Source organism: Duganella sp. LjRoot269 (assembly GCF_964254095.1).
GTDB classification, from domain to species: Bacteria; Pseudomonadota; Gammaproteobacteria; order Burkholderiales; family Burkholderiaceae_D; genus Rugamonas; species Rugamonas hordei.
Genome location: NZ_CAXUSL020000001.1, coordinates 1,334,901 through 1,360,642, shown reverse-complemented (window position 1 = coordinate 1,360,642; position 25,742 = coordinate 1,334,901). Strand labels below are relative to the sequence as shown.

Below are 25,742 nucleotides of genomic sequence, written 5' to 3'. Positions count from 1 at the left end.
TACCGTTTGAGCGGCGAGGCGGAATCGGATTCAATGAGGCTTTCAGGGAGACCGACATGACTCATCACACCACCGCCGCGCTGGAGTTCCTGCAGCCGACATCCGAGCGCCCATACACCTATATGTACCCGCCGCCCGACGGCCGGTCGTGGCAGAACGCCGCCTACGAATCCGTGGCGGTGGCGATACGCGACGCGCGCGCGGACGGCGGCTTGTCCATCGACCGCGAAGGCTACGAGCTGCGCGAGGCGCCCACCGCGGTGCGCGACTTCCTCGACAAGGACCAGGTGGTACGCCTCTACTATCCCGAAGTGGCGGAGCTTGCGCTCGCAGTCTCCGGCGCCAGCCTGGCCTTTGTGTTCGACCATCTGGTGCGCAAGCGCACGCCTGGTTCGCCGCAGGCGTTCGGCCGCGTCGAAGGCCAGCGCCCCGGCGCGGCGGGACGCGTGCACTGCGATTTCACGCCGGCGTCGGCGCACCGCAGGCTGCTGCAGGAGTTGGGCGACAAGGCGGCAGGCGTTCGGCGCTACGCCATCGTGAACCTGTGGCGTTCGATCCGCCATCCGGTGTTCGATGCGCCGCTGGCCGTGTGCGACGCGCGCAGCGTGTCGTCCGACGATCTGGTCGCCAGCGATATCTTCTACCCCGAGCGCACCGGAGAAATTTACCAGGCCATGCACAATCCCGCGCAATCATGGGCATACTTCCATGCGATGACGCGCGAGGAGGTGCTGATCTTCAAGCAGTACGATACCGAAATGGCGGGCCATACGCCCCATGCCGCTTTTGAGCACCCGGAAACACCGACGGGCGCGCCGCTACGTGAAAGCATTGAAATCCGCTGTCTGCTGATCTATCAAGGAGATGCAAAATGAAAATTGAATTCTGGTTCGACTTCGCCAGCAACTACAGCTACCTGAGCGTGATGCGCATCCGCAGCCTGGCGCCGGACGGCGTGGCCTGGCGCCCCTTCCTGCTTGGCCCGATCTTCAAGGAAGCGGGCTGGAACAACTCGCCCTTCGTTCTGCAGAAGGACAAAGGCGCCTACGTCTGGCAGGACATGCCACGCCAGTGCGCCAAGTACGGCTTGCCTTGGCGGCAGCCGACCGAGTTCCCGCGCAACTCGCTGCTGGCGGCGCGCGTGGCCATCCTGTGCGAAGAACAGCCATGGATGCAGGATTTCTGCGAGCGTGTAATGCTCGCCAATTTTTCCGAAGACCGCGACATCGGCAGCGCGGAAGTCATGACGGACATCCTGACCTCGCTGGGCCAGGACGCCGCAGCCATCCTGCAGGAAGCGCAGAGCGACGCCAACAAGGCCAGGCTGCGCACGCGCACCGAGCAGGCCAAGGCGCTGCATATCTTCGGCGCGCCGACCTTCATGGTGGACGGCGCCATGTTCTGGGGGAACGACCGGCTGGACGACGCGGTGGCGATGGCGATGCGCTAGTCCACTAGTCGCGCAGCGAGATCACACGATCGCCGTCGCCCGGCTTGCAGCCTGCGGCGATCGGCGTCCAGCCTCGGTGGATGACGATCTGCCGCTCGTCGTGGCACAGCTCGACACGCTCGCTGCCTGGGAAGCGCTGGTGCACAAAGGCCTCGACAGTCGAGGGCAGACTGATCTTCAGTTTCATCGCCCAGCGGTCGTCATCGGGATGGTCGTCCAGATGCAGCAGCGGCACGAAGTGCGAGACCAGCATCAGGAAGCGGGAATCGACGTCGACCGGTTCCGGCGCATAGCGCTCGTCGCGCAGCCAGCGCTGGGCGCGTTCGCGCAGGTCGTCGCCATCCGCCAGGTCGCCCCAGCCGGCGGCCAGCATTTCCATGACCCACTGGTTGCAGTTCTGGTAGCGGGTGCTGAAGGCATAGGCACTGGCGCTGTACTGCGCGGCCAGCAGGTGCAGCACGCGCGGGGTGTCGAGCAAGGCCGGACGCAGCTGCGCGATGGCCTGCGGCGGCAGCCGCACGATGGAGATGTAGCCCAGCGCGGGATCGTCGGTGCCGAGCGCGAAGCCGGCCAGTCCCTGGTCGAATATCCGTGGACGATGCTCGTCGCAGGCATAGTAAAGCTGTCGCGCGGACCAGGCGCCGGCTTCCGAACGCCAGGCCAGCGCGGCGTGCGAGTAGCGGATGCCGAAGCGCGACAGGTCGAGTCCCGAGCGGCTGACCAGCGCCAGCCCATCGTCGACGCCGGCCAGTTCCTCGCGCAGCACGGCGGCAAAGCGCAGCAAGCGGTCTTGTTCGGACGCGGTCAGCGCCTGGCTGCGGTCGCAAAAACGTGAAGCACCGGAGGAACCGCCGGCCTGCGCGGCGCCGGCCGTGCACAGCGCGGCGCAGGCCAGCGTGGCCAGCGCCAGCGCGCGGGCCAGCTTCAAATGCCGAGTGGGCGCGAGGCCAGCTCGCCGTACCACTCATCGGCCAGCACGAGGTAGAACGGCTGATGCGTGTCGCCGCGGCCGAACTCGATGCCGTAGACGCGGTTCTGCGCATACATCGCATCGCCGACGGCAAGTTGCTGCTTGTCGAAGGTGGTCTGCGGCAGATCCAGCACGACGCGCTGCTGCGGATCGCCGGTCTCCATGGTCACACGGGTACGGCCGGCGCGGTCGGGCGTGGCGGCGATCTGGATGATGCGGTACTCGCCGTCGGCGACGCGGCGGTTGTCGCCTTTCGAGCTGTTGCTCGAACCGTTGAGCGAATCGGAAATACTGCCGCTGGACGCGGAACCCGCGCTGGAGGCCGACGAAACGAAACTGTCGGCGTTGGCATTCAAAGCCAAACCCAGCGCGCCGACCGCGCAGATCAGGCGTATGGATTGAGAAATCTTCATCGATACTTCCTTAATTTTGCAAATAAGGAAGTATAAGTTAAATCACGGAGCTGGCAGGCGAACGATGCGGCCGGCATGTCAGACGATTTGGACAAACCCGGCACATATCTGCGATTCGCGCGGCAGCACCAGCTTGCTGCTGCGCACCTGCCGGTTCCAGTCGTGGTTGGCGCGCTCCTTGTCGGCGCAGTAGTAGTTGCGGCCGTGATCCAGATGCAGGCTCACCAGCGTATGCCGCGCCCGCACGCCGCGTACGCCGATATGGTTCAGCCGCAAGCCCATGTTCAGGTCGCCGCCGCCATACGCCATCTGCTCGTCGAAACCGCCGACGGCCAGCACGTCCTTGCGCCAGGCGCAGCTGTTGGAGCCGCTGAAGGCGTCGCGCTGGGTCAGCACGTCCAGCGTCCGCGCCAGCAGCCGGTTGCGCGTCAGCCGCGACGCGCTCTTGCGAAAGCCGGGTATCGCACGCAGATAGCCATAGCTGAACAGGCTTTGGTCGCGCACCGCCGCCAGCAGGTTGTTGCGCAGGTGGTAGGCCTCGGGAATGCTGATGTGGCTGCCGCCGGATAAAAAGATCCCGCGCCGCATCAGCCGCACGTAGTTCTCGACATAGTCGTCGCGCGGAATGCAGTCGCCGTCGGTGAACAGCAACAGGTCGCCGCAGGCCGCCAGGATGGCGCGGTTGAGCGCGCGGTACTTGCCAAAGCCGCGCTGCTCCTGCGTCTGGTGCAGCAGCGGTAATTGCCAGCCCTCGGCCTGCACGGCGGCGATGGCGGCGCCGATCGCCGGGTCCACGCCGTCCTGGGCGACGATGATCTGGTCCGGCCTGTGCGTTTGCCTGGCATAGCCGGTGAGCACGCATTCCAGCTCGCGCCCCTTGCAGTGCGCGGAAATAATGACGGTGATTTTCATCGTAGCGCAATCGACATGAAGGAGGCTTCATTCTGTCGACGCGACGTTGCTGGCGAATTGCGCAATGTTGCACTTGGTATCGCTCTGTTTCCCCGGTAAATCCATGCAAAACCAAGTAAGGACAAGTAGCAAACAAGTAACAAAACGGCAGATTGTTGCTGCGACGCAGCGGTTGGCTGAAGCTTATTCCGCGATGCCGTATAATTTTAGACCGCCGACCATCGTTGGCGCCGCTCGCCCACGACCACAGAAAGTATTAGATGAATAACAACGTGTCCCGCCCCGTGATGTCCAAGACCGATGCCCAGCTGCGCGAGATCCTCGCCCGCCGCATCATGATTCTCGACGGCGCGATGGGCACCATCATCCAGCAGTACAAGCTGGATGAAACCGCGTACCGCGGCGGCCCGGCGGGCCGGTTCATCGACTTCGCCGCCCCCGCTGGTTCCGGCGCGCGCGAGCTGTTCGTCAAGGGTAACAACGAGCTGCTGACGCTGACCCAGCCGCAAGTGATCCAGGAAATCCACGAGCGCTACCTGGCCGCCGGCGCCGATCTGATCGAAACCAACACCTTCGGCGCCACCACCATCGCGCAGGACGACTATCACATGGCCCACCTGGCCTATGAGATGAACGTGCAAGCGGCCAAGCTGGCGCGCGCCGCCTGCGACAAGTACAGCAGCGCCGACAAGCCGCGCTTCGTCGCCGGCGCCCTCGGCCCGACGCCGAAGACCGCCTCGATCTCGCCCGACGTCAACGACCCGGCCGCGCGCAACATCACCTTCGACCAGCTGGTCGATGCCTACCACCAGCAAACCAAGGGGCTGGTCGAAGGCGGCGTCGACGTGCTGCTGGTCGAAACCATCTTCGACACGCTCAACTGCAAGGCCGCGCTGTTCGCGATCGACAAATTCTACGAAGAGAACCCGGGCCTGCCGCGCCTGCCGCTGATGATCTCCGGCACCGTCACCGACGCCTCGGGCCGCATCCTGTCCGGCCAGACCGTTCCAGCCTTCTGGAATTCCGTGCGCCACGCCAAGCCGCTGACCATCGGCCTCAATTGCGCGCTGGGCGCGGCGCTGATGCGTCCCTATGCCGAAGAGCTGTCGCAGATCGCCGACACCTACGTCTGCATCTACCCGAACGCCGGCCTGCCCAACCCGATGAGCGACACCGGCTTCGACGAGCTGCCGGCCGACACCTCGGCGCTGCTGCGCGAATTCGCCGACGCCGGCTTCATCAACGTGGCCGGCGGCTGCTGCGGCACCACGCCGGACCACATCAAGGCCATAGCCTCGATGCTGGCCAAGACCGCGCCGCGCACCGTGCCGGTCGTGCCGGTGGCGCAGCGCCTGTCGGGCCTGGAACCGTTCACCATCGACGACAGCTCGCTGTTCGTCAACGTCGGCGAGCGCACCAACGTCACCGGCTCGAAAGCGTTCGCGCGCATGATCCTCAACGAGCAGTACGACGAGGCGCTGAGCGTGGCGCGCCAGCAGGTGGAAAACGGCGCCCAGGTCATCGACATCAACATGGACGAGGCGATGCTCGATTCGCTGGCGGCGATGACCCGCTTCCTCAACCTGATCGCCTCCGAACCGGACATCTCGCGCGTGCCGATCATGATCGACTCGTCCAAATGGTCGGTGATCGAAGCGGGCCTGAAGTGCGTGCAGGGCAAGTCCATCGTCAATTCGATCTCGATGAAGGAAGGCGAGGAGGAATTCATCCGCCAGGCCAAGCTGTGCCGCAGCTACGGCGCCGCCGTCATCGTCATGGCCTTCGATGAAAAAGGCCAGGCCGACACCTTCGAGCGCAAGATCGAAATCTGCGAGCGGGCCTACAAGCTGCTGGTCAACACCGTCGGCTTCCCGCCGGAAGACATCATCTTCGACCCGAACATCTTCGCCATCGCCACCGGCATCGAAGAGCACAACAACTACGCGGTGGACTTCATCAACGCCACCCGCTGGATCAAGGAAAACCTGCCGCACGCGAAAATCTCGGGCGGCGTCTCCAACGTGTCGTTCTCCTTCCGCGGCAACGACCCGGCGCGCGAGGCGATCCACACCGTGTTCCTGTACCACGCGATCAAGGCCGGCATGACCATGGGTATCGTCAACGCCGGCATGGTCGGCGTCTACGACGACTTGCCGGCCGAGCTGCGCGAGCGCGTCGAGGACGTGGTGCTGAACCGCCGCGACGACGCCACCGAACGCATGATCGACATCGCCGGCACCTTGAAGGCCGGCGCCGGCAAGCAGGATGCGCAGAACCTGGAATGGCGCAACGGCCCGGTCGAGAAGCGCCTGGCGCACGCGCTGGTGCACGGCATCACCCAGTTCATCACCGACGACACCGAAGAGATGCGCCAGCAGGTGCTGGCCGCCAACGGCCGTCCCATCCACGTGATCGAAGGCCCGCTGATGGACGGCATGAACATCGTCGGCGACCTGTTCGGCCAGGGCAAGATGTTCCTGCCGCAGGTGGTCAAGTCGGCGCGCGTGATGAAGCAGGCCGTGGCCCACCTGATTCCCTACATCGAGGAAGAAAAGCTGGCCGAGGAAAAGCGCACCGGCATCGTCGCCAAGCCCAAGGGCAAGATCGTCATCGCCACCGTCAAGGGCGACGTGCACGACATCGGCAAGAACATCGTCTCGGTGGTCCTGCAATGTAATAACTTCGAAGTGGTCAACATGGGCGTGATGGTGCCCTGCTCCGAGATCCTGGCCCGCGCCAAGCTGGAAAACGCCGACATCATCGGCCTGTCCGGCCTGATCACGCCGTCGCTGGAAGAGATGGCCCACGTGGCCAAGGAAATGCAGCGCGACGAGCACTTCCGCATGCTGAAGATCCCGCTGCTGATCGGCGGCGCCACCACCAGCCGCGCCCACACCGCCGTCAAGATCGCCCACAACTACGAAGGCCCGGTGGTCTACGTGCCGGACGCGTCGCGCTCGGTGTCGGTGGCGCAGTCGCTGCTGACGCCGGAGAGCCGCGAGCAGTACATCGAGGAGATTTCGCAGGACTACATCCGCATCCGCGAGCAGCACGCCAACAAGAAGGCGCTGCCGATGCTGTCGCTGAAGGACGCGCGCGCCAACAAGATGGTGGTGCCGTTCGACGGCGCCGGCGCGCCGGTCAAGCCGAAGTTCATCGGCCGCCGCGAGTTCAAGAACGTCGACCTGGCGACCATCGCGCGCTACATCGACTGGGGCCCGTTCTTCCAGACCTGGGACCTGGCCGGCCCGTTCCCCGCCATCCTGACCGATGAAGTGGTCGGCGAGGCTGCCACCAAGGTGTTCGAGGAAGGCCAGGCGCTGCTGAAGAAGCTGATCGACGGCCGCTGGCTGAGCGCCAACGGCGTCATCGCCCTGCTGCCGGCCAACACGGTCAACGACGACGACATCGAGATCTACACCGACGACACCCGCGCCACCGTGGACTTCACCTACTACGGCCTGCGCCAGCAGGGCGTCAAGCCGGTGGTGGACGGCGTGCAGCGTCCTAACCAGTGCCTGGCCGATTTCATCGCGCCCAAGGCGTCGGGCGTCAAGGACTACATCGGCATGTTCGCCGTCACCGCCGGCTTGGGCATCGAGAAGTACGAGAAGCGCTTCGAGGACGCGCACGACGACTACTCGTCCATCATGCTCAAGTCGCTGGCCGACCGCCTGGCCGAGGCGTTCGCCGAATACATGCACGAGCGCGTGCGCACCGACCTGTGGGGCTATGCCACCGGCGAGACGCTGAGCAACGACGACATGATCGCGGAGAAGTACGTCGGCATCCGTCCGGCGCCGGGCTACCCCGCCTGCCCCGAGCACACCGTCAAGCGCGACATGTTCAAGACCCTGCAGGCCGGCGAGATCGGCATGGAGCTGACGGAATCGTTTGCCATGTATCCGGGCGCCGCCGTGTCGGGCTTCTACTTCGCGCACCCGGAATCGAAGTACTTCGTGGTCGGCAAGATCGGCGAAGACCAGCTGGCCGACATGGCAGAACGCCGCAAGGTGGACAAGGCTGAACTGGAGCGCTGGCTGGCGCCGAATCTGTCTTAACTAAGTTGTCTTGATCTAGAGCGCGGCCATCACCACGGTGGCCGGCGTGTTCACCTGCGGCGCCGCCGGCGCCAGCAGCGTGGACCCGGGCGGCAGGCTTTGCTTCAACAGCTTCAAGGCCTCCGCCGTCAGCGCCACGAAGGCGTTCTGGTGCTCCATCAGCTGGCGCGTCATCCACTGCCAGCCCTCTTCCGTTTCGCACAGCCATACCATGCCGTCGGGGAAGCCGTCGGGGATCGCCGCCAGCGGCGCCTTGACCACGATGCGGCTTTGCGGCCCCCACAAATAGTCGGGCGGCGGCTCGCGGTGCCAGCCGTAGCCATTCTTTTCAGCGTAGGTGTGGTTGTGGCGGAAGGTCAGGTCGACCACTTCCCGCTCGCCGACCAGGTCGTCGGCCGATTCGATCCAGCAGTGATAGGCGCCGCCGGCAGGATTGGAAAAGGCGTCGTTGTCCATCATGCGCATCAGCCGGCCGGCGCCGCAATCGACCGCGGCCAGGCCCGCCACCGGCCGGTAGACCCGGTCCAGCACGATGCTGATCAGATTCGAACCAACGATGGCGTACACGTGGCACAGCGAACAATATTGTTCAGGATAGTGCTGGCGGATGACCTGATTGACGCACTGCGCGATCAGGGACCTGACGGATAACGCCATCGAAAAAGCTCACGAAACGGTTTGTATCCTTATGTAACGGATTGTTTTGCGGAAACTTTAACGGCGGAAGCGCCACAGCGCCAGCGAACCGAACACCGCCGCAAAGCCCAGCTGCACGGCGATCGGCTTGAGCGCGCCTTCCAGGCCGAGGCCGCGCCAGGTGACGGCGTCGAAGCCGTCGATGGCCCAGCGCGTCGGCACCACCAGCGTGACCTGCTGCACCCACTCCGGGAAGATGAACGACGGCACCCAGGCGCCGCCCAGCATCACCATGATCAGTGTGGCGAACACGGCGATGCCGCGCGCCGCTTCCGGCGTCTTGCCGAAGGCGGCGATCAGCAGGCCGAAGGCCGCCGTCATCAGCGAGAAGCTCAGGGCGATGCCGAGGAAGCCGCCGATGCTGCTGATCTCGACCTTGAAGATCAGCACGGCGCAGGCAAACATCGCGCACATCAACCCCAACGCGATCATGGCGCCGGAGATGGCGCGCCCGGCCAGCACCGTCGTCATCGAGATCGGCGCCGCCAGCAGGCGGTTCCAGATGCCCATGCGGCGCGCCAGCAAAATGCCGATGCCCATGTCGATGCCCATGAACAGGATGAACTGCACGCCCATGCCGGCGAACGAGTGCGCATAGCCGTTGTACTTGGGGCCGCTGCTGAGCGGCTGGTCCTGCGTGGTGTAGGGCATGCTCATGCCGACCGGAGCGGTTTCCGGCGCCGGCTTGCCGCCAGCCTTGGCGGCGGCTTCCTTCTCGGCCTCGGTGGCGGCGCGCTGGTCCTGGAATTTTTTCAGGCTGACGAGGAACTCGCTGATCTGGGCCTTGTCCGGATCGCTGGCGCCGCTGGCCTGCAGTTCGGCCAGCTGCCGTTCCGTGGTCTTGTTGCCCTTCGGGCTCATGACGGCGGCGCTGGTCACCTGCATCACCTGCTGCGTCAGCAAGCCCTTCACCATCGCCAGCATCGTCGATTGCGAAGGATCGTAGTAGACCGGGATTTCCGGCTTGTCGCGGCCGCTGAACAGGGCGTCGCCGGCGCGCTCGCCAAAGCCGTCGGGGATCACCACCGCCACCGCCAGCTTGCCCTCGCGCACCCGGGCCCTGGCCTCGGCGTCGCTCAGCTCGACGACCTTCAGCGAGCTGTCTCCTTTCAGGCCGGCGGCGATTTTCTTGCCGCTGTCGGACTGGTCCAGCTGCACCAGGCCGACCTCGATCTTGCTGGTCTTGGCCTCCGAGCCGCCACCGAACAGCGAGCCGAAGAAGGCCGCCAGGATCACGGGCATCAGCAGGTGCAGCATCAGCGCGCGCTTGTCGTTGATATACAGGATCAGGTCTTTGCGGACCAGTGCGATCAAAGCAGTCATGGTGTTCCTATCAGTCGCGCAGGCTGCGGCCGGTCAGGTTGAGGAAGATGTTTTCCAGCGAAGTCTTGGCGGTGGCGAAGTGCAGCAGCGGCCCCTGTCCGGCGAGCCAGGCCAGCACCGCCGGCGCGCGCGCGGCGTCGGCCAGGCCGATGTCCAGCGCATGGCCTTCGCACTGCACGCCGGTCACGCCCGGTTGCGCCTTGACGCCGTCCAGCAGCGCGGCCGACGGTTCGGCGGCCAGCTCGGCGCGCAGCGCGGCCTGTGCCGGCAGGCGCTGGTACAGGGCGGCCGGGGTTTCGTCGGCCAGCACCTTGCCGTGGTCGATGATGACGATGTGGTCGGCCAGCCGCTCGACTTCCTCCATGTAGTGGCTGGTGTAGATCAGCGAGCGGCCCTGCGCCTTCAGCGCTTCCAGCGTGTCGAAGATGGCGTTGCGGCTTTGCGGGTCGACGCCGACGGTCGGCTCGTCGAGGATCAGCAGCTGCGGATCGTGCAGCAGCGCGGCGGCGATGTTGAGGCGGCGCTTCATGCCGCCGGAAAAGGTGGCCGGCTTGTCGTTGGCGCGGTCGGCCAGGTTGACCAGCGCCAGCGCCTGCTCACAGCGCTGCTTCAGCAACGCGCCCTTCAGGCCGTACAGCGCGCCGAACAGCTTGAGGTTTTCCAGCGACGTCAGGTCGTCGTACAGCGCCAGGTCCTGCGGCACGAAACCGATCTTGCGCTTGGCGCCGCTGACGCCCAGCGTAATGGTCTCGCCATCCATCGTGATGCCGCCGCTGTCGGCCTGCAGCAGGCCGCAGATCATGCCCACCGTGGTGGACTTGCCGGCGCCGTTGGGGCCGATCAGGCCGACGGTCTGGCCCTGATGCACCTTGAACGAGACGCCGTCGACCGCCTTGCGCGCGCCATACGATTTGGATACCTGATCCACGCTGAGTAAAACAGAGGCCATAGAGCTGTCCCGTCGAGTGTTATCACAAGGGCACGAGCATAACGTTGCAATAATTAAATGGCAAGCCGCGATGAACTTTTCACCACACCCGCGGCCTAAGAATGAACGCCGCCATCCGGCGGCCTGTCTTTGGGAGGCGCATATGGCAACTAATCCATCCGTCAAACGCTGGCAAGACCAGCTGATCCTGTTGCTGGGGCTGTGGTTCTTCATCACGCCCTGGGTATTCGGCTATCCGATTCCGTCCACGCAGGCCTGGACCGCCTTCATTTCCGGCGCGGTGATGGCGATACTGGCGGCATTCGACCTGTACAAGACCTACTTCTGGGCCGTGGTGCTCAACCTGCTGGTGGGGATCTGGGTGGCGGTATCGCCGTGGGTGCTGCGCATCGCCGACAACCGCGAGCTGATGTGGAACTCGGTGGTGGTCGGCATCGCGGTGGTGGTGCTGGCGCTGTGGGAAATGCGCACCGATCCCGAACTGGTCAAGCACTGGCCAGGCGCCGGCCACGCGACTTGAACGGCGCGTGACCTGCAGTTCGTGGTGCGTTACAAGGCGTAGCGCACCACGTTGTCGCTCCATTCGAAGGCGGCCATTTCCAGCTCCACCAGTTCGTCGGTGGACATGGCGAGATCGCGCAGCGTTGGAATGATGTGGTCGTCCATCTCTTCGATGCGTTCGATGCACTCGGCCAGCTTGAGCAGGTCGCCAAAGAAACCACCGCGGTACAGCAGCGCTTCCGACACTTCCTCGTTGACCGGTATCTGGGCCAGGATCTCCGACATCGGTATGCCGAACAACGTATCCATCAGCGACATGATGCCGACCGTGAAAGCGATATCGGCCACGCCCCGATGGCTGGGCCGCAGCTTGCCGGCCAACAGTTCCAGCAGGCGGCCGCGGGTGGTGGCCAGCATCAGCAGCGGCGTCATGCTGTGGCCGCGCTTGCTCGGTTCGGCGTACAGCATGATCTGCAGCCAGCGCTGCAGCTGGCGGCGGCCCAGTATCGTCACCGCCTGGCTCAGCGAATCGATGCGCTGGCGGGCGCCGACGGCCGGCGTGTTCACCAGCCGCAGCAGGTTCAGCGCCAGCGACACGTCACGCTTGATGGCGCGCTCGATGTCCTGGTTGTCCGCTTCCGAGGTGACCAGGGTCATCAGCTCCATCACCGCCAGCTGCGACGGCGACAGCTTCTTGCCGCTCATGATGACCGGCTTGGCGAAGTAATAGCCCTGGAAGTAATCGAAGCCCAGGTCCAGGCAATTCTTGAATTCCTCGCGCGTCTCGACCTTCTCGGCCACCAGCTTTTTCTTATCCTGGCGGAAGCGCGGCGCCAGCTTCATCAGCGTCGACAGCGGGATGTTGCGCATGTCCATCTTGACGTAGTCGACCAGCGGCAGCAGCTCGGCGACCTTGCCGGTATCGCCGGTCACGTCGTCCAGCGCGAAGCTGAAACCATGGCCCACCAGCTCCTGCATGCGGGTCAGGATTTGCGGCGTCGCCTGCATCGTATTGACGATCTCCAGCACCACTTTCTCGCGCGGCAGGAAGGAAAAGATGTCGGTCATCAGCACGCTGGCATCGACATTGACGAAACCCAGCGCGTCGCCGATGGTTTTTTCCATCCCCAGCTGCGAGGCATGGGCGATCACTGCCGCGGTCGCGGTCAGTTCGTTGGTGACGTTGGCCGGGCCGACCGGAGCGTTGCGGAAAAGCAACTCATAACCAAACAGCGCCTGGTTGCGATCCAGGATGGGTTGGCGGCCCAGATAGAATTCGCGCACGCGCAGGCTGCGGGAACCGGCATCTTGTTGGGAGAGATCGATCATTGCTAGTCAGTCCAAGGCATGGGGCTGATATTTCGCCATACTAATATTTTGACAGTATTGCGGCTGGCTGTCTGGATAATTTATATCAATCTGCCGCTTGAGGAATACCGTCGATAAACACTTTCAGTTCACCGGCGGTAAAAGCCGTCCATTGTTCGTTGGTCGTCAGCGGCTGGGTGACGATGATGGCGACCCGGTCGTTGGGCGTCGTCACTTGCGAGAAATCGACGCTGACATCCTCGTCGGACAGCTTGGCGGTATCGAAGGGATACTGGCGCACCAGGTAAAACAGGTGGGTCGAGCAATGGGCGAACAACTCGCCGCCGGACGACAGCAGCATGTTGAAGGTGCCGTAGGCGGCGATTTCACCGGCCAGCCCGGCCAGCGCGGCGCGCAAGGTGGCCAGCGGCGGGCGCCGCTCGCCGAAGCGGGCGCGCAACTGCTGCAAAATATAGCAGAACGCCTGTTCGCTGTCGGTGGTGCCGACCGGGCGGTAGGCGCCGTTCAGCAGCGGCGCGAACGCCTTCAGGTCGCCGTTGTGGGCGAACACCCAGTACTGCCCCCACAGCTCGCGCACGAAGGGATGGCAATTCTCCAGCGCCACCTGGCCTTGCGTGGCCTTGCGGATGTGGGCGATGACGTTCTTGGATTTGATCGGATAGCGCTTGATCAGCTCGGCGATCGGCGAGGCGATGGCGGCCTGGTGGTCGACGAAATGGCGTACGCCGGCGCCCTCGAAAAAGGCGATGCCCCAGCCGTCGTGGTGGGTGTCGGTCTGGCCGCCGCGCATGGCGAAGCCGGTAAAGCTGAACACAATGTCGGTGGGGACATTGCAATTCATTCCTAGAAGTTGGCACATGGCGTGATTATAACGCCATGTGCCGCCTGCGATCTCAGTGCAGGGCCACCGGATGGCTCATCAACTCATCGTAACTGCCTAAAAATTCATCAATCTCCGCCATCGTCGGCTCGCCGGCGATCAGCTCGTTGACGTCGCGGCGGAAGTTCTGTGCCAGGATGCCGTTGATGAAAATCTCCCGTTTGCCGCCCTTGTCGACGATTTCATAGCCGCCGAAACGCAAGGCATCCAGATTCCGGTCAGCGCCGAATTCGACCACGCTGTACTGTTCGCTGTTGTAGATGAGGTTCATTTTGCTTCCTTTCTCCAGGGGGCGAGACACTCTTCGGTTCCGCCTTCAGCACAGAAATGGGGCCGAAAGCAGACGATTCAAGTCCTACAAGGCCCGATCGGCAGGCTGGGTCTAGGCCGCGATATCGGATTGCAAATCCAGCAACTCGCCGTAGGGCGCCTCGGACAGCCAGGAACGCAGCAGTTCCAGGTGCTCGGCCGTTGCCAGACTGATATACAGCCGCGCGGGAGGTTGGCGCAGCACGCGATTCAATGTTACTCGCAAAACGAGATTGCCGCTGCAATGAAGACAGCCGGGGGCAATACGCAACACTTGCGGAACAGGATCGAGCCGGACGGGACCGTCGGCAGGGTCGAAGGCCAGTGCCGAACCGCCGTCCGACAAGCCCTCCAGGATGATGACGCTGGCCACTCCCGTCGTCAGGAGGGCGGCAATGGCGTTTTCGCGCTCGCCGGCGCGAGAGCCCGTAACCAGCCAGGTCGGCACCGGCGCCCGCTTGGGGGCAGCGCCGGGGACCATGGGTCCGGTCACGGACTCAGGCGCCCTTTTTTGCCAGCTTGCCCGGCTCCACGCCCAATTGCTTGAGCTTGCGGTACAAGTGGGTGCGTTCCAGGCCGGTTTTCTCGGCCACGCGCGTCATGCTGCCGCCTTCGCGGCCCAGGTGGTGCTCGAAGTACATGCGCTCGAAGGCGTCGCGCGCCTCGCGCAGCGGCAGGTCGAACGACAGGTTGAACATGTGGTTGTCGCTGCCGGCGACGGTGGCGCCGCCGCGCACGGTGATCGACGCGGCCGGAGCCTGCGTGAAGCTGACATTGGCCACCTCCTCCGGCTGGGCCACCGCCGGACGCGGCGCCAGCGCCGGCGCGCGCACCGTTTCCTGGGCCCGCGTCAAGCCTTGCTGGACCGCCTTCAGCAGTTTTTGCAGCGCGATCGGCTTTTCCAGGAAATTGAGCGCGCCGATGCGGGTCGCCTCGACCGCCGTATCGATCGTCGCGTGGCCGGACATCATGATCACCGGCATGGTCAGCAAACCGTCGCGCTGCCATTCCTTGAGCAAGGTGACGCCGTCCGTATCCGGCATCCAGATATCGAGCAGCACCAGGTCCGGCGCGCCGCCGGCACGCGCCTCGCGCGCCTGCTGGGCGTTTTCCGCCAGTTGTATTGCGTGTCCCTCGTCGCTCAAGATTTCCGAGAGCAACTCGCGGATACCCATTTCATCGTCCACTACCAGAATGTTTGCCATCTTCCCTTGCCTTCCTCATTTCGCCGTCATATGTGCGGCAATGATTTTTTTAGTCATTGAAACTAGGTATTTTGCGTCGCCGGTGCTAACTTTAACAGCAAAATCAATACCGACGCGCCACTTCTATCGACATGGTTCTGGATATCGATCCGTCCCCCATGTTCATCGATAATTTTTTTCACCATCGCCAGGCCCAGGCCGGTGCCGCGCGCCTTCGACGTGACATACGGTTCGAACGCCCGCGCCAGGATCTTCGGTGCGAATCCGGGGCCGTTGTCGGAGATCGCCAGGCGCACCGCCGTGCGCGTGCTGCCGTCCGCGCCCTGATAATGAATGGCTTCGCTGATCACGTCAATGTGCGGTTGCGGCGCGCCGGCCGGCAGCTCGGCCATCGCGTCCTGAGAATTCTGCAGCAGGTTGTGGATCACCTGGCGCAGCTGGGTGGCGTCGCCCATCACCAGCGGCAGGCCGGGCGCCAGCTGCGGGTGGATGATGTCGTCGCCCTCGCCGCTCAGGTACAGGTGCAGGATTTCCTCGACCAGCGCGTTCAGGTCCAGCGGTTGCAGCACGGCCGGCGGCGTCTTGGCGTAGTCGCGGAAGTCGTCGACCATGCGCTTCATCGCCGCCACCTGGTTGACGATGGTGGCTGTGCCGCGGTTGAGCAGCTCCTCGTCGGCCGGCGCCAGCTTGCCTTCGAGCTTCATCTGCAGGCGTTCGGCCGACAGCTGGATCGGCGTCAGCGGGTTCTTGATCTCGTGCGCCAGCCGCCGCGCGACTTCGCCCCAGGCGATCGAGCGCTGGGCCGAGATGACGTCGGAAATATCGTCGAACACCACCAGGTAGCCGCTGCCGCCGCCCTCGACCGGCAGGCGCGAGCCGCGCGTCAGCAAGGTCAGGTCGTTGTCGTCCAGGCTGGCGCTGCGGCGCGGCACCTCGATCTGGCGCTGCCAGTGCAGCCGCTGCAGGTTGCGCCCGGCCGCCGATTGCGCGCTCTGCGCGGCGAACGCGGCCACGATGGCGCCGCCGAACTCCTGCAAGCCTTCGATCTCGTCGAGCTTCTGCCCTATCATCGTCACGCCGGCCTGCTGCAGGATGCGCTCGACCGAGTCGTTGCAGCTGATCAGGTGGAATTCGTGGTCCAGCACCATCACGCCGGCCGACATATTGGCCAGCACCGATTCCAGGTGGGCTTTCGCGTTTTGCAGCGCCGCCCGGTTGCGCTCGACGGCGCTGCGCGCGTCCGACAGCTGGCGCGTCATGGTGTTGAACGACTGCGTCAGCGTGCCCAGCTCGTCCGAGGTGGCGACGATGGGCCGCGGCGACAGGTCGCCCTCGGCCACCGCGCGCGTGCCCTCGGCCAGCAGCAGCAGCGGCTGGGCCAGGTCGCTGGCGATCAGGAAGGCGCTGGCGATGGCGCCGAACACGGCCAGCAGCAGGGTCAGGGTCAGGGTGACGATGTACATCTTGCGCAGGCCGACGCGGGCCACGAAGCGCTCCTTGTAGTCGGAATAGGCGCTGCGGATGGTTTCGCCGTCGGCGGCCAGCTGGGCCGGCGCCAGCTGGATCAGCTGCAGGTAGCGCGGCGCCAGGTGGGTGCCGTTGTCCTGCACCCGGTCCGGGATCGCCATCACCACCCGCAGGCGCAGCTGGTTGGCGTTGTCCTGCTGGTTGACCGGTGCATCGATCAGATTGCTGCGCAGCTCGTTGCCGCCCTCGGGCGCGCCGTAGCTGTCGCCGCTCTTGGCCTTGTCCATCATTTCGCGGGTCGGCAGGTCGGCCGACAGGTTGCCGCTGCGGCTGGCGCGGGCGCTGACGACCAGGCCGCCCTCGGCATCGACGATGATGGCGTTCTGCATGCCCGCCTGTTCCTTGACCAGGCCGGCCAGGGTGGCGCGCTCGGTGCCGTAGGGTTGCTCGGCCAGTTGCTGGACGGTCTTTTGGGCGATCACGGTCAGGTCGCCCAACGCCGCGTCCAGGCCGGCGCGGCTCAGGTTGATGCCCGATTCCAGCGCCTGCTCGACCGGCACGTTGAACCAGGATTCGATCGACCGGGAAACAAACATCACCGACACCAGGAAGATCACCAGGCCCGGCAGCACGCCGATGGCGGCAAACAGCAGTACCAGCCGGGCCATCAGCTTGGAGCCGAACTTGCCGCTCTTGTAGCGGGCATACAGGCGGAACAGCGACACCGCCACCAGCAGCAGCAAGGCGCCGGCCACAGCCGCGTTCAGGCCCAGCAGCCAGGCGTAGTAGCGGTCGAAAAAGCCGGAATTGGCCGACGCGGACGCCAGCAGGAACAGCAGGATACTGACAATGGCGCCGCCGACGACGGAAAAATACCGCAGGGCCGTGCTCACTACTCCGCCTTATACGGGAAGTTTTTCTTGTCCGACGCCAGACGCCATTCGCTGCTGTTGAGGGCGTTGACCTTGAGCGGCTTGGACACGTAGTTGGGGTCCAGCCCCATGCTGAGCTTGACGTTATAGGTTTCGCCGACCTTGAGCGCGCCGCGCGGCGCCACCACCCAGCGGTTCGGGTTGCGTATCGTCTCCAGCGCCTCTTCCAGCGACGACCAGTAGTTGAGCTTGACGCCGCCGCTGACGCTGACGCTGTACCTGCGGGTCAGCACGTTGTAGCCCAGTATCAGGGTCTGGCGCTTGACGATGGCCTTCTCGTCGAACCAGTACCAGCGCGGACGGGTGAATTCGATCTCGGTGGTGAAGTACAGCGACACGCCGTAGCCCAGCGCGTCCTCCATGTCCTTGGTCAGTTCGAAGCCGTACTTGGCGTTGAGCCGGTAGCCCTCGTCGCTGGCCTCGACCAGCGCCCGGCGGATCTCGACGCCATCGGCGGCGCTTGCCGCCTGCGGCAGCAGGCATGCCAGTATCAGCAGCAGTTGTCCGATCAGGAGGCGAAAAAATCGTCGTGTCACGTGTGGGCCGGTGCTCAATGGTTGCGTCGGTTGCGTCGTACTCGGGAATATACAGGCAAAACGGTTACGCATTTTTCTGGAACAGCGCGTAGAACAAACCATCGTGATCCTGCCCGGAGCCGCCGGCGGGGAGCAACTGACCGGGCGCATCGAGCCGCACAGCCTGATTACGTACAGCAAAAGCGGCCGCCTGCGCCTCGGATTCCTGCGGCCACACGGAACATGTCACGAATAGCAATTTACCACCCGGGGCAAGCATCTGCCAAAGATTGTCGAGGATTTTGGACGAAAGTGTTGCAAGTTGGAGCGTGTCGCCCTTGCGCCGCAGCCAGCGGATATCCGGGTGGCGGCGCACGATGCCGGAAGCCGTGCACGGCACGTCGGCCAGGATGCGGTCGAACGGTTTGCCGTCCCACCAGCCGGCGCTTTGGGCGTCGGCGGCGCGCAGCGTGGCCTGCAGTTGCAGCCGCTCGAGGTTTTCGCCCACGCGCGCCAGGCGCTTGGCGTCGGCGTCCAGCGCGGTGACGCTGGCGTCGGCCAGCTCCAATATATGGCAGGTCTTGCCGCCCGGCGCGGCGCAGGCGTCGAGCACGCGCATGCCGTCCCGGACATCGAGCAGCGGCGCGGCCAGCTGGGCGCCGGCGTCCTGCACCGAGACCGCGCCGTCGGCAAAGCCCGGTATCAAGGTCACGCCGACCGGCTTGGCCAGCCGCACGGCGAACGGGCCGATCTGTTCGGCGGCCATGCCGGCCGCGTCCAGGGTGGCCAGGTATTGTTCCATCGTGGTCTTGCGCACGTTGATGCGCAAGGTCAGCGGCGGCGCGGTGTTGCCGGTCGCCAGCAGGCCCTGCCAGTCCTGCGGCCAGGCGGCCTTGGCCGCGTCGATCCACCATTGCGGGTAGTTCCACTTGGCCAGCGGCTGCAGCAGCGCGGTCTCCAGCAGCGCCTTGCGCTCGCGCAGCAGGCGGCGCAGCACGGCGTTGACCATGCCCTTGGCGCGGGCGGTGTCCGGATGGGCGTCGGCCGCCGTCACGGTCTGGTCCACCACGGTGAATTCCTCGTACGGCGGCACCTCGTCCAGCGCGGTGATCAGCGCCAGCGCGCAGGCCAGCAGCGCCGCCACCAGCGGTTCCGGGGCCTTCGGCGCCATCAGGCCGATCAGGGTTTCGCTCTGGCCCAGCTGGCGCATGCAGCGGTAGGCGATGTCCTGCATCGCGCCGCGCGCCTGCGGCGTGGCGTCGCCCTTGGCCCAGACCTGGGCCAGCGCCTGCGGCAGATTGGTGCCGGTACGGACCTGGGCCACCGTCTGGGCGGCGCCGATCAGGCTATAGGCCAGCGAATCGGGCTTGAGGCCGGTCTGGAAGCTGGTCTGCAGCGACGGTTTCAGGTCGCGCGCATGGCTGGCGCGCAGCTTGGGCGCTGCAGCCTTTGCGGGGGACTTTAAGGAGAGCGTCGGGCGCTGCTTGTTCATATGCTAATTCCAGGTATTGCCGGCGGGCGTGATCGCGCAGTATACAGCAGTGCATATGACAAGGGCATGAAGCGAAGTGTAACGGTACATATATGCCGGCCGGGCCGGCCCCGGCGTCAGTCCGTCGTCACCAGCTCATGGAGGACGCCGTCACGGAAATAGATGATCTCGCAGCTGGCTTCGCCGAAGCACAGGCCGATCGCCTCGTTGGCGATGGCCTGCGGCGGGCAATCGCCACCGTCGTGGCACACGGGCCGGTAGCTGCCCGGCCGGACCAGGGACAAGTTGGGCGGATTGGCCCGGGCATCGCTGAAGGTCTTGACCACGCCCGCCGCCTTGCCTCCCGCCGCCGAAACCACGGCCAGGCCGTATGCCTCCCCGCCGCCGTGCCGCACCAGCACGGCGACATCGGTGCTGCCCGGCTGCCGGAACGCCCCCGACAGCGTCGCCCCGCCCTGCAACGGCGTCCACCCCGGGGGCAGCGGGCCGGAGACGGCGTCGCCGGCATGCGCCTGGGCCGAGGCCAGCAGGGCGGCCGCCAGTACCACGTGCTTGAATCCAGACATGAGGTGCTCCGTTTGGTGGTGGATGTGCGCAAATCATATTTTCAAATCCGCGCCATGGCAACGAATGCGGCGTTACACTTTTGTAATGCGACGGAAGAAAGGCGCCGTTGACTTCAGCCAGCTTTCTTGCTTCACGCGTCCGGCGTGCCCACGCACCATCTTGGCAAACCAGTATAATTACCGCTGTTTGGCCGGCGCCCGCCGCCGGCCATTTTCGCTTTCGGATACATTTTTAGCGCGGCCCGGCCGCCAGACTGCTCATGCTCGCCCAACAAAAACAAGATATCACCGCCCTGTTCCAGGCCGCCCTCGCACCCATCCTGGCCGGTACCGACGTCACTGCCAACGTGGTTCTGGAGCGGCCGCGCGATCCTTCGCATGGCGACGTGGCCTGCAACATCGCCATGCAACTGGCCAAGCAGCTGAAAATGAACCCGCGCGAACTGGCCACCAAGGTGGTCGACGCGCTGCTGGCCAACCCGGCCGGCAAGGGCCTGGTGGAATCGGCCGACATCGCCGGCCCGGGCTTCATCAACCTGCGCGTCACCGCCGCCTCCAAGCAGGCCGTGGTCAAGGCCGTGCTGGCGCAAGGCGCGTCCTACGGCGCCTCGGCGGCCGGCGCCGGCAAGAGGGTCATCATCGAATTCGTCTCGGCCAACCCGACCGGCCCGCTGCACGTGGGCCACGGCCGCCAGGCCGCGCTGGGCGACGCGCTGTCGTCGCTGTTCGGCTCCCAGGGCTACGATGTGACCCGCGAGTTCTACTACAACGACGCCGGCGTGCAGATCCAGACGCTGGCCAACTCGGTGCAGGCGCGCCTGCGCGGCTACAAGCCGGGCGACGCCCAGTGGCCCGAATCGGCCTACAACGGCGACTACATCGCCGACATCGCCGCCGACTTCATGGCGAAGAAAACCGTGTCGGCCTCGGACGGCTCGCCGGCCACCGCCTCGGGCGACGTCGAGGACATCGAATCGATCCGCCACTTCGCCGTGACCTACCTGCGCAACGAGCAGGACATCGACCTGCAGGCCTTCGGCGTCAAGTTCGACAACTACTACCTCGAATCGTCGCTGTACGCCGACGGCAAGGTCGATGCGGCCGTGGACATGCTCAACAAGTCCGGCAAGACCTACGAGGAAGAAGGCGCGCTGTGGCTCAAGACCGAAGACTACGGCGACGACAAGAACCGCGTGATGCGCAAGAAGGACGGCACCTACACCTACTTCGTGCCGGACGTCGCCTACCACATCGTCAAGTTCCAGCGCGGCTACACCCAGGCCATCAACGTCCAGGGTTCGGACCACCACGGCACCATCGCCCGCGTGCGCGCCGGCCTGCAGGCGGTCAACGTCGGCATCCCGCAAGGCTATCCGGACTACGTGCTGCACAAGATGGTCACCGTGATGAAGGGTGGCGAGGAAGTCAAGATCTCCAAGCGCGCCGGCTCCTACGTGACCGTGCGCGACCTGATTGAATGGTCGGGCGGCGGCGACATCGAAAAAGGCCGCGACGCGGTGCGCTTCTTCCTCATCTCGCGCAAGGCCGACACCGAGTTCGTGTTCGACGTCGACGTCGCGCTGAAGACCTCGGACGAGAATCCGGTGTATTACGTGCAGTACGCCCATGCGCGCATCTGCCGCATGCTGGAGCAGTGGACCGGCGCCGAGGCCGACCTGGCCAACGTCGACCTGTCGCCGCTGACCGCGCCGACCGAGGCGACGCTGCTGGCCACGCTGGCCGCCTACCCGGAAACGCTGGCGCGCGCGCAGGCCGAACTGGGCCCGCACCAGATCGCGTTCTACCTGCGCGACCTGGCCGCCAACCTGCACAGCTTCTACTTCGCCGAACGCGTGCTGGTCGACGACGAGGCGCTCAAGGCGGCCCGTATCGCGCTGATGGTCGCCACCCGCCAGGTGCTGCGCAACGGCCTGGCGCTGATCGGCGTCTCCGCGCCCAATAAAATGTAATTGCGAAGGACATCCCGCACAATGAATTTCCGCTCCAGCTTTAACCCGCGTTCGCGTCAGCAAGGCAACACCATCATCGGCATCGTGATCGGCCTGGTCATCGGCCTGACGATCGCCGTCGTCGTGGCTTTGGTGATCAACAAGGGCTCGACGCCGTTCACCGACAAGGGACGCAGCAGCAAGGCGACGGAACCGACTGCGGGACAGGCCGCCGATCCGAACAAGCCGATGTACGGCAACAAGGACGCGGCGCGCGAAGCGGCAAAGGATTTTGCCAAGGACACGCCGAAGGCGCCGGCGGGCGATCCGCTGCAGGCGGTGGTGGACAAGATCCAGGGCACGACGGCCGCAGCTCCTGCGCCGGCAGAAAAGCCTAAAGCGGCACCGCCTGCGACGGCAGCCGTGCCGGCAGCCGCCAACGTCGCGCCGGTGCCCGCCAAGGCGGCTCCGGCCGCCGCTGCGGACAGCGGCGACGACAAATTCATCTACTACCTGCAGGCCGGCGCCTTCCGTGAAATCGCCGATGCCGAAAGCGCCCGCGCCAAGCTGGCCCTGCTGGGCTTCGAGGCCAACGTCTCGGACCGCGCCACCGACACCGGTGTACTGCACCGCGTGCGTCTGGGCCCGTTCAACCAGGTCGAGGCGATGAACAAGGTACGCAGCAAGTTGTCCGAAAACGGCGTCGACGTCGCAGTCGTGCGCAATCAAAAATAAGCCAGGAGTCTCAAGATGCGATTGATGAAATTCGTAGTTGGCGCGCTGATGATGAGCGCTGTGGCACTGTCGTCCGCCTCCCCCGCCGATCCAAAAAACGGCGTCGAGTACAAGACGCTGGCGGCGCCGCAGCCGGTCGACACCGGCAAGAAAGTGGAAGTGCTGGAGTTCTTCGACTACGCCTGCCCGCACTGCTTCGCCTTCGATCCGTCGCTGACCGCATGGGTCAAGAAACAGGGCGACGCCATCGTCTTCAAGCGCATGCACATCTCGCGCAGCGGCACAGACCTGCCGCAGGAAAAGATGTTCTTCACGCTGAGCGCCATGGGCCTGCTGAACGACGCCATGCACAGCAAGATCTTCAACGAGATGCACGTCAACCGCAACCGCATGAACCGTGACGAGCTGGTATTCGATTTCATCGCCAAGCAGGGCATCGACAAGCAGAAGTTCATCGACACCTATCGCGGATTCGGCGTGGCCGGCAGCGTGCGCAAGTCGATCTCGATGATGGACGCCTACGGCGTCGACTCGTGGCCGATGATCGCCATCGACGGCAAGTACGTCACCTCGCCGACCATGGCCAACGAGGGCTCCAAGTCCGCCAACACCGAAGCGGAACTGCACGCCGAAGGCCTGCAGGTGATGGACATCCTGGTCGCGAAAGCGAAAGCGGAAAAGAAATAAGCATGCCTGACCACGGCGCCGGCCCACAGCGGGTCTTCATCACCGGCGCCTCGAGCGGCTTGGGCGCGGCCCTCGCCGCCGAATACGCGGCGCAGGGCGCCACGCTCGGCCTGCTGGCCCGCCGCGGCGAAATGCTGGACCAGCTGATCGCCACCCTCCCCAATTCCGAACGCCACCGCGCCTACGCTGTCGACGTGCGCGACCACGCCGCCATCGCGGCCGCCGCGCAAGCCTTCCTCGCCTACGCGGGCGGCGTCGACGTGGTGATCGCCAACGCCGGCATCTCGGTCGGCACGCTGACCGAGTTCGCCGAGGACATCGCCGTGTTCGAAGCGGTGATCGCAACCAACGTGGTCGCCACCGCCGCCACCTTCGCGCCCTTCATCGCCGCGATGCGGACGCAGCGCGCGCCGACGCGCCTGGTCGGCATCGGCAGCGTGGCGGGCATACGCGGCCTGCCCGGCGCCGAAGCGTACAGCGCCTCCAAGGCGGCGGTGATCAGCTACTGCGAATCGCTGCGGCTGGAGATGAAACCCTACGGCATCAAGGTGGTGACGCTCTGCCCCGGCTACATCGACACGCCGATGACCAGGGTGAATCCCTACCCGATGCCGTTCCTGATGGCGCCGGAAAAATTCGCCGCCCGGGCCGTGCGCGCCATTGCCGCCGGCAGCAGCTACAAGGTGATCCCGTGGCAGATGGGGGTCGTCGCCAAGGTGCTGAGGGCGCTGCCGAATGCGGTCTACGATTTCGCCTTCGGCAAGGCGCCGCACAAGCCGCGCACATCCGCCGCTGTTGAAACTGCCGCCCCGCCCGGACCGGCCACGCCGCCATGACCATGACCATGTCCGCCGCCGCCATCAACGCCGCCTGTGCGACGAGCGCGTCGCACGTGGCGATTGAACTCGTCGAGGAAACCGGCTCCACCAACGCCGACCTGCTGGTCCGCCTCGACGGCTTGCGCGGTCCGACCTTGCGCATCGCCGGCAACCAGACCGCGGGCCGCGGCCGCGCCGGCCGCAGCTGGCTGTCCGCGCCGGGCGCCGCGCTGATGTTCTCGCTGGCCTGGCGCTTCAAGGGCCCGCTGCAAAGGATGTCCGGCCTGCCGATGGCGGTCGGCGTGGCGCTGGCGGAAACCATCGCCTCGCTCGGCGTGCCGGTGCAGATCAAATGGCCGAACGACCTGCTGCGCGATGGTAAAAAACTGGCCGGGATCCTGGTCGAAACCCAGCCGTCCCGCCACGACAGCGGCATCTGGGCGGTGATCGGCGTCGGCATCAACCTGGTCATGCCGGACGAACTGGAAGCCGCCATCGGCCGCGAGGTCGCCGCCGCGCCGTGGCTGGCCAAGATGGACCGCAACCAGCTGATGGCCGCCCTGCTCAGCCGCCTGGCCGCCGTGCTGGACGAATTCGACGACACCGGCTTCGCGCCCTTTGCCGAGCGCTGGAACCAACTACATGCATGGCAAGGCCGGGAAGTCGTCATCCTCGACAACGGCAAGGTGCTGCAACAGGGCCGCGCCGCCGGCGTCGACGCCATCGGCCGCCTGATGCTCGATACGCAACAGGGCCGCGCCGAGGTGCTGTCCGGCGATGTATCGCTACGCTTATCTTCTACTATCGGACTATCATGATTTTACTGATCGACGCCGGCAATACCCGCGTCAAATGGGCGCTGGCCGAACCGGGCACGGAGCTGGGCGCATGGGTCGCCCACGGCGCCGTCATGCACGCCGACCTGCTGCACCTTGAACTGCACCTGAGCGAAGCGGTCGGCGATCGCGGCGTGGACCGCATCATCATCGCCAACGTGGCCGGCGGCGCGCTGCGCGTACAGCTGGAATACGTGCTGCAGCGGACCTTCCCCGCCATGCTGCTGCCCGAATACGCGATCGACTGGTTTGCCTCGCTGCCGTCGCTGGCCGGCGTGACCAACGGCTACCGCAATCCAGGACAGCTGGGCTGCGACCGTTTCGCCGCCGCCATCGCCGGCCACGCGCTGGCGCCGGGGCACGATATCGTCGTCGCCAACTGCGGCACAGCCACCACCATCGATGCCGTCACCGGCGACGGCATGTTCCTCGGCGGGATGATCCTGCCGGGCCTGGGCCTGATGGCCAGTTCGCTGGCGCGCAACACCGCGCAGTTGCCGCAAATCGCGCAAGACGGTAAGCTGGCCGACGGATTCGCCGACAATACCGACGACGCCATCCTGAGCGGCTGCCTGGCCGCGCAGAGCGGCGCCATCGAGCACGCGTTCGCGCTGCACGGGGCCAGCGAGTGCATCATCTCCGGTGGCGCCGCGCCGTATATTGCGCCGATGCTGAAAGTGCCGTACCGTGTGGTCGAGAATATCGTGTTGATCGGATTGCATGCTGCCGCCGGCAGCGCCGGGTAAG

The 25,742-nt window shown here is 65.2% G+C and carries 25 protein-coding genes; 10 read left to right on the top strand and 15 right to left on the bottom strand.

Annotation, left to right across the window (positions count from 1 at the left end):
- Positions 1 to 56: 56 nt before the first annotated feature.
- Positions 57 to 875: a CmcJ/NvfI family oxidoreductase gene (locus tag ACSQ3S_RS05885; RefSeq protein ID WP_436141836.1), complete on the top strand. Its 819-nt coding sequence runs from the start codon at positions 57 to 59 to the stop codon at positions 873 to 875.
- A complete protein-coding gene (locus ACSQ3S_RS05880; RefSeq protein ID WP_436141835.1) occupies positions 872 to 1,450 on the top strand; it encodes a 2-hydroxychromene-2-carboxylate isomerase in 579 nt (192 codons plus the stop codon). The genes ACSQ3S_RS05885 and ACSQ3S_RS05880 overlap by 4 nt, the downstream gene beginning before the upstream one ends.
- Before the next feature lie 4 nt (positions 1,451 to 1,454).
- Here ACSQ3S_RS05880 and ACSQ3S_RS05875 read toward each other — a convergent pair whose 3' ends face one another.
- From ACSQ3S_RS05875 to ACSQ3S_RS05865, 3 genes are all read right to left on the bottom strand, one after another.
- The gene (locus tag ACSQ3S_RS05875; protein WP_436141834.1) at positions 1,455 to 2,378 is read right to left on the bottom strand and encodes a DUF2145 domain-containing protein; all 924 of its coding nucleotides are present in this window, start codon (positions 2,376 to 2,378) and stop codon (positions 1,455 to 1,457) included.
- On the bottom strand, positions 2,375 to 2,833 hold the full coding sequence (locus tag ACSQ3S_RS05870; protein ID WP_436141833.1) for a hypothetical protein: 459 nt from the start codon (positions 2,831 to 2,833) through the stop codon (positions 2,375 to 2,377). Before ACSQ3S_RS05870 ends, ACSQ3S_RS05875 begins: the two co-directional genes overlap by 4 nt.
- 78 nt (positions 2,834 to 2,911) lie before the next feature.
- Positions 2,912 to 3,745, bottom strand: a complete 834-nt coding sequence (locus ACSQ3S_RS05865) for a glycosyltransferase (protein WP_436141832.1) — start codon at positions 3,743 to 3,745, stop codon at positions 2,912 to 2,914.
- A gap of 287 nt (positions 3,746 to 4,032) precedes the next feature.
- Here ACSQ3S_RS05865 and metH point away from each other — a divergent pair, with 287 nt between their 5' ends.
- Positions 4,033 to 7,806, top strand: a complete 3,774-nt coding sequence (metH, locus tag ACSQ3S_RS05860; protein WP_436144995.1) for a methionine synthase — start codon at positions 4,033 to 4,035, stop codon at positions 7,804 to 7,806.
- 15 nt (positions 7,807 to 7,821) lie between these two features.
- Here metH and ACSQ3S_RS05855 read toward each other — a convergent pair whose 3' ends face one another.
- The 3 genes from ACSQ3S_RS05855 to ACSQ3S_RS05845 are packed head-to-tail and all read right to left on the bottom strand — an operon-like array spanning position 7,822 to position 10,774.
- Positions 7,822 to 8,463, bottom strand: coding sequence for a hypothetical protein (locus ACSQ3S_RS05855; RefSeq protein ID WP_353399379.1), 642 nt, complete (start codon positions 8,461 to 8,463; stop codon positions 7,822 to 7,824).
- A 57-nt stretch (positions 8,464 to 8,520) separates the two neighbouring features.
- Positions 8,521 to 9,825: an ABC transporter permease gene (locus ACSQ3S_RS05850; RefSeq protein ID WP_436141831.1), complete on the bottom strand. Its 1,305-nt coding sequence runs from the start codon at positions 9,823 to 9,825 to the stop codon at positions 8,521 to 8,523.
- A 10-nt stretch (positions 9,826 to 9,835) separates the two neighbouring features.
- Positions 9,836 to 10,774, bottom strand: a complete 939-nt coding sequence (locus ACSQ3S_RS05845; RefSeq protein WP_176654834.1) for an ABC transporter ATP-binding protein — start codon at positions 10,772 to 10,774, stop codon at positions 9,836 to 9,838.
- Between the two features lie 142 nt (positions 10,775 to 10,916).
- Between ACSQ3S_RS05845 and ACSQ3S_RS05840 the strand changes: the two genes are divergently transcribed.
- Positions 10,917 to 11,294 carry an SPW repeat protein gene (locus tag ACSQ3S_RS05840; protein ID WP_436141830.1) on the top strand — a complete coding sequence of 126 codons (378 nt, stop codon included), beginning with the start codon at positions 10,917 to 10,919 and terminating at the stop codon, positions 11,292 to 11,294.
- Positions 11,295 to 11,323: 29 nt separating this feature from the next.
- On the opposite strand, the gene ACSQ3S_RS05835 is transcribed toward ACSQ3S_RS05840, so the two are convergent.
- The 9 genes from ACSQ3S_RS05835 to ACSQ3S_RS05795 all read right to left on the bottom strand — a co-directional run bounded on the left by ACSQ3S_RS05835 (position 11,324) and on the right by ACSQ3S_RS05795 (position 19,970).
- Positions 11,324 to 12,604, bottom strand: a complete 1,281-nt coding sequence (locus tag ACSQ3S_RS05835; RefSeq protein WP_176654836.1) for an EAL and HDOD domain-containing protein — start codon at positions 12,602 to 12,604, stop codon at positions 11,324 to 11,326.
- An 85-nt stretch (positions 12,605 to 12,689) separates the two neighbouring features.
- Entirely contained in the window at positions 12,690 to 13,463 is a 774-nt protein-coding gene (locus ACSQ3S_RS05830; RefSeq protein ID WP_436141829.1) for a class II glutamine amidotransferase, read from the bottom strand.
- Positions 13,464 to 13,497: 34 nt separating this feature from the next.
- Entirely contained in the window at positions 13,498 to 13,755 is a 258-nt protein-coding gene (locus tag ACSQ3S_RS05825; protein WP_176654838.1) for a BTH_I0359 family protein, read from the bottom strand.
- A gap of 111 nt (positions 13,756 to 13,866) precedes the next feature.
- Complete coding sequence (locus tag ACSQ3S_RS05820; protein ID WP_353399363.1) at positions 13,867 to 14,286, bottom strand: GTPase; 420 nt, start codon at positions 14,284 to 14,286, stop codon at positions 13,867 to 13,869.
- Positions 14,287 to 14,290: 4 nt separating this feature from the next.
- Positions 14,291 to 14,998: a response regulator gene (locus ACSQ3S_RS05815; protein ID WP_176654839.1), complete on the bottom strand. Its 708-nt coding sequence runs from the start codon at positions 14,996 to 14,998 to the stop codon at positions 14,291 to 14,293.
- Positions 14,999 to 15,060: 62 nt separating this feature from the next.
- Positions 15,061 to 17,358, bottom strand: coding sequence for a sensor histidine kinase (locus ACSQ3S_RS05810; RefSeq protein ID WP_176654840.1), 2,298 nt, complete (start codon positions 17,356 to 17,358; stop codon positions 15,061 to 15,063).
- The gene (locus tag ACSQ3S_RS05805) at positions 17,358 to 18,005 is read right to left on the bottom strand and encodes a DUF4390 domain-containing protein (protein WP_353399357.1); all 648 of its coding nucleotides are present in this window, start codon (positions 18,003 to 18,005) and stop codon (positions 17,358 to 17,360) included. The genes ACSQ3S_RS05810 and ACSQ3S_RS05805 overlap by 1 nt, the downstream gene beginning before the upstream one ends.
- Positions 17,998 to 19,404 (bottom strand): 16S rRNA (cytosine(967)-C(5))-methyltransferase RsmB, encoded by a 1,407-nt coding sequence (rsmB, locus tag ACSQ3S_RS05800; RefSeq protein ID WP_436141828.1) that lies wholly within the window; start codon positions 19,402 to 19,404, stop codon positions 17,998 to 18,000. Before rsmB ends, ACSQ3S_RS05805 begins: the two co-directional genes overlap by 8 nt.
- A gap of 116 nt (positions 19,405 to 19,520) precedes the next feature.
- A complete protein-coding gene (locus ACSQ3S_RS05795; RefSeq protein WP_436141827.1) occupies positions 19,521 to 19,970 on the bottom strand; it encodes a hypothetical protein in 450 nt (149 codons plus the stop codon).
- Between the two features lie 260 nt (positions 19,971 to 20,230).
- Between ACSQ3S_RS05795 and argS the strand changes: the two genes are divergently transcribed.
- From argS to ACSQ3S_RS05765, 6 genes are read left to right on the top strand one after another with little or no spacing between them, the layout of a single operon-like run.
- Positions 20,231 to 21,940: an arginine--tRNA ligase gene (argS, locus tag ACSQ3S_RS05790; RefSeq protein WP_176654844.1), complete on the top strand. Its 1,710-nt coding sequence runs from the start codon at positions 20,231 to 20,233 to the stop codon at positions 21,938 to 21,940.
- A gap of 21 nt (positions 21,941 to 21,961) precedes the next feature.
- The gene (locus ACSQ3S_RS05785) at positions 21,962 to 22,654 is read left to right on the top strand and encodes an SPOR domain-containing protein (RefSeq protein ID WP_436141826.1); all 693 of its coding nucleotides are present in this window, start codon (positions 21,962 to 21,964) and stop codon (positions 22,652 to 22,654) included.
- Positions 22,655 to 22,669: 15 nt separating this feature from the next.
- Positions 22,670 to 23,341 (top strand): thiol:disulfide interchange protein DsbA/DsbL, encoded by a 672-nt coding sequence (locus ACSQ3S_RS05780; protein WP_176654846.1) that lies wholly within the window; start codon positions 22,670 to 22,672, stop codon positions 23,339 to 23,341.
- 2 nt (positions 23,342 to 23,343) lie between these two features.
- Positions 23,344 to 24,177, top strand: coding sequence for an SDR family oxidoreductase (locus tag ACSQ3S_RS05775; protein ID WP_436141825.1), 834 nt, complete (start codon positions 23,344 to 23,346; stop codon positions 24,175 to 24,177).
- Positions 24,174 to 24,977 carry a biotin--[acetyl-CoA-carboxylase] ligase gene (locus ACSQ3S_RS05770; protein ID WP_436141824.1) on the top strand — a complete coding sequence of 268 codons (804 nt, stop codon included), beginning with the start codon at positions 24,174 to 24,176 and terminating at the stop codon, positions 24,975 to 24,977. Before ACSQ3S_RS05775 ends, ACSQ3S_RS05770 begins: the two co-directional genes overlap by 4 nt.
- The gene (locus ACSQ3S_RS05765; protein ID WP_176654849.1) at positions 24,974 to 25,741 is read left to right on the top strand and encodes a type III pantothenate kinase; all 768 of its coding nucleotides are present in this window, start codon (positions 24,974 to 24,976) and stop codon (positions 25,739 to 25,741) included. Before ACSQ3S_RS05770 ends, ACSQ3S_RS05765 begins: the two co-directional genes overlap by 4 nt.
- The last annotated feature ends 1 nt before the right edge of the window (position 25,742 follow it).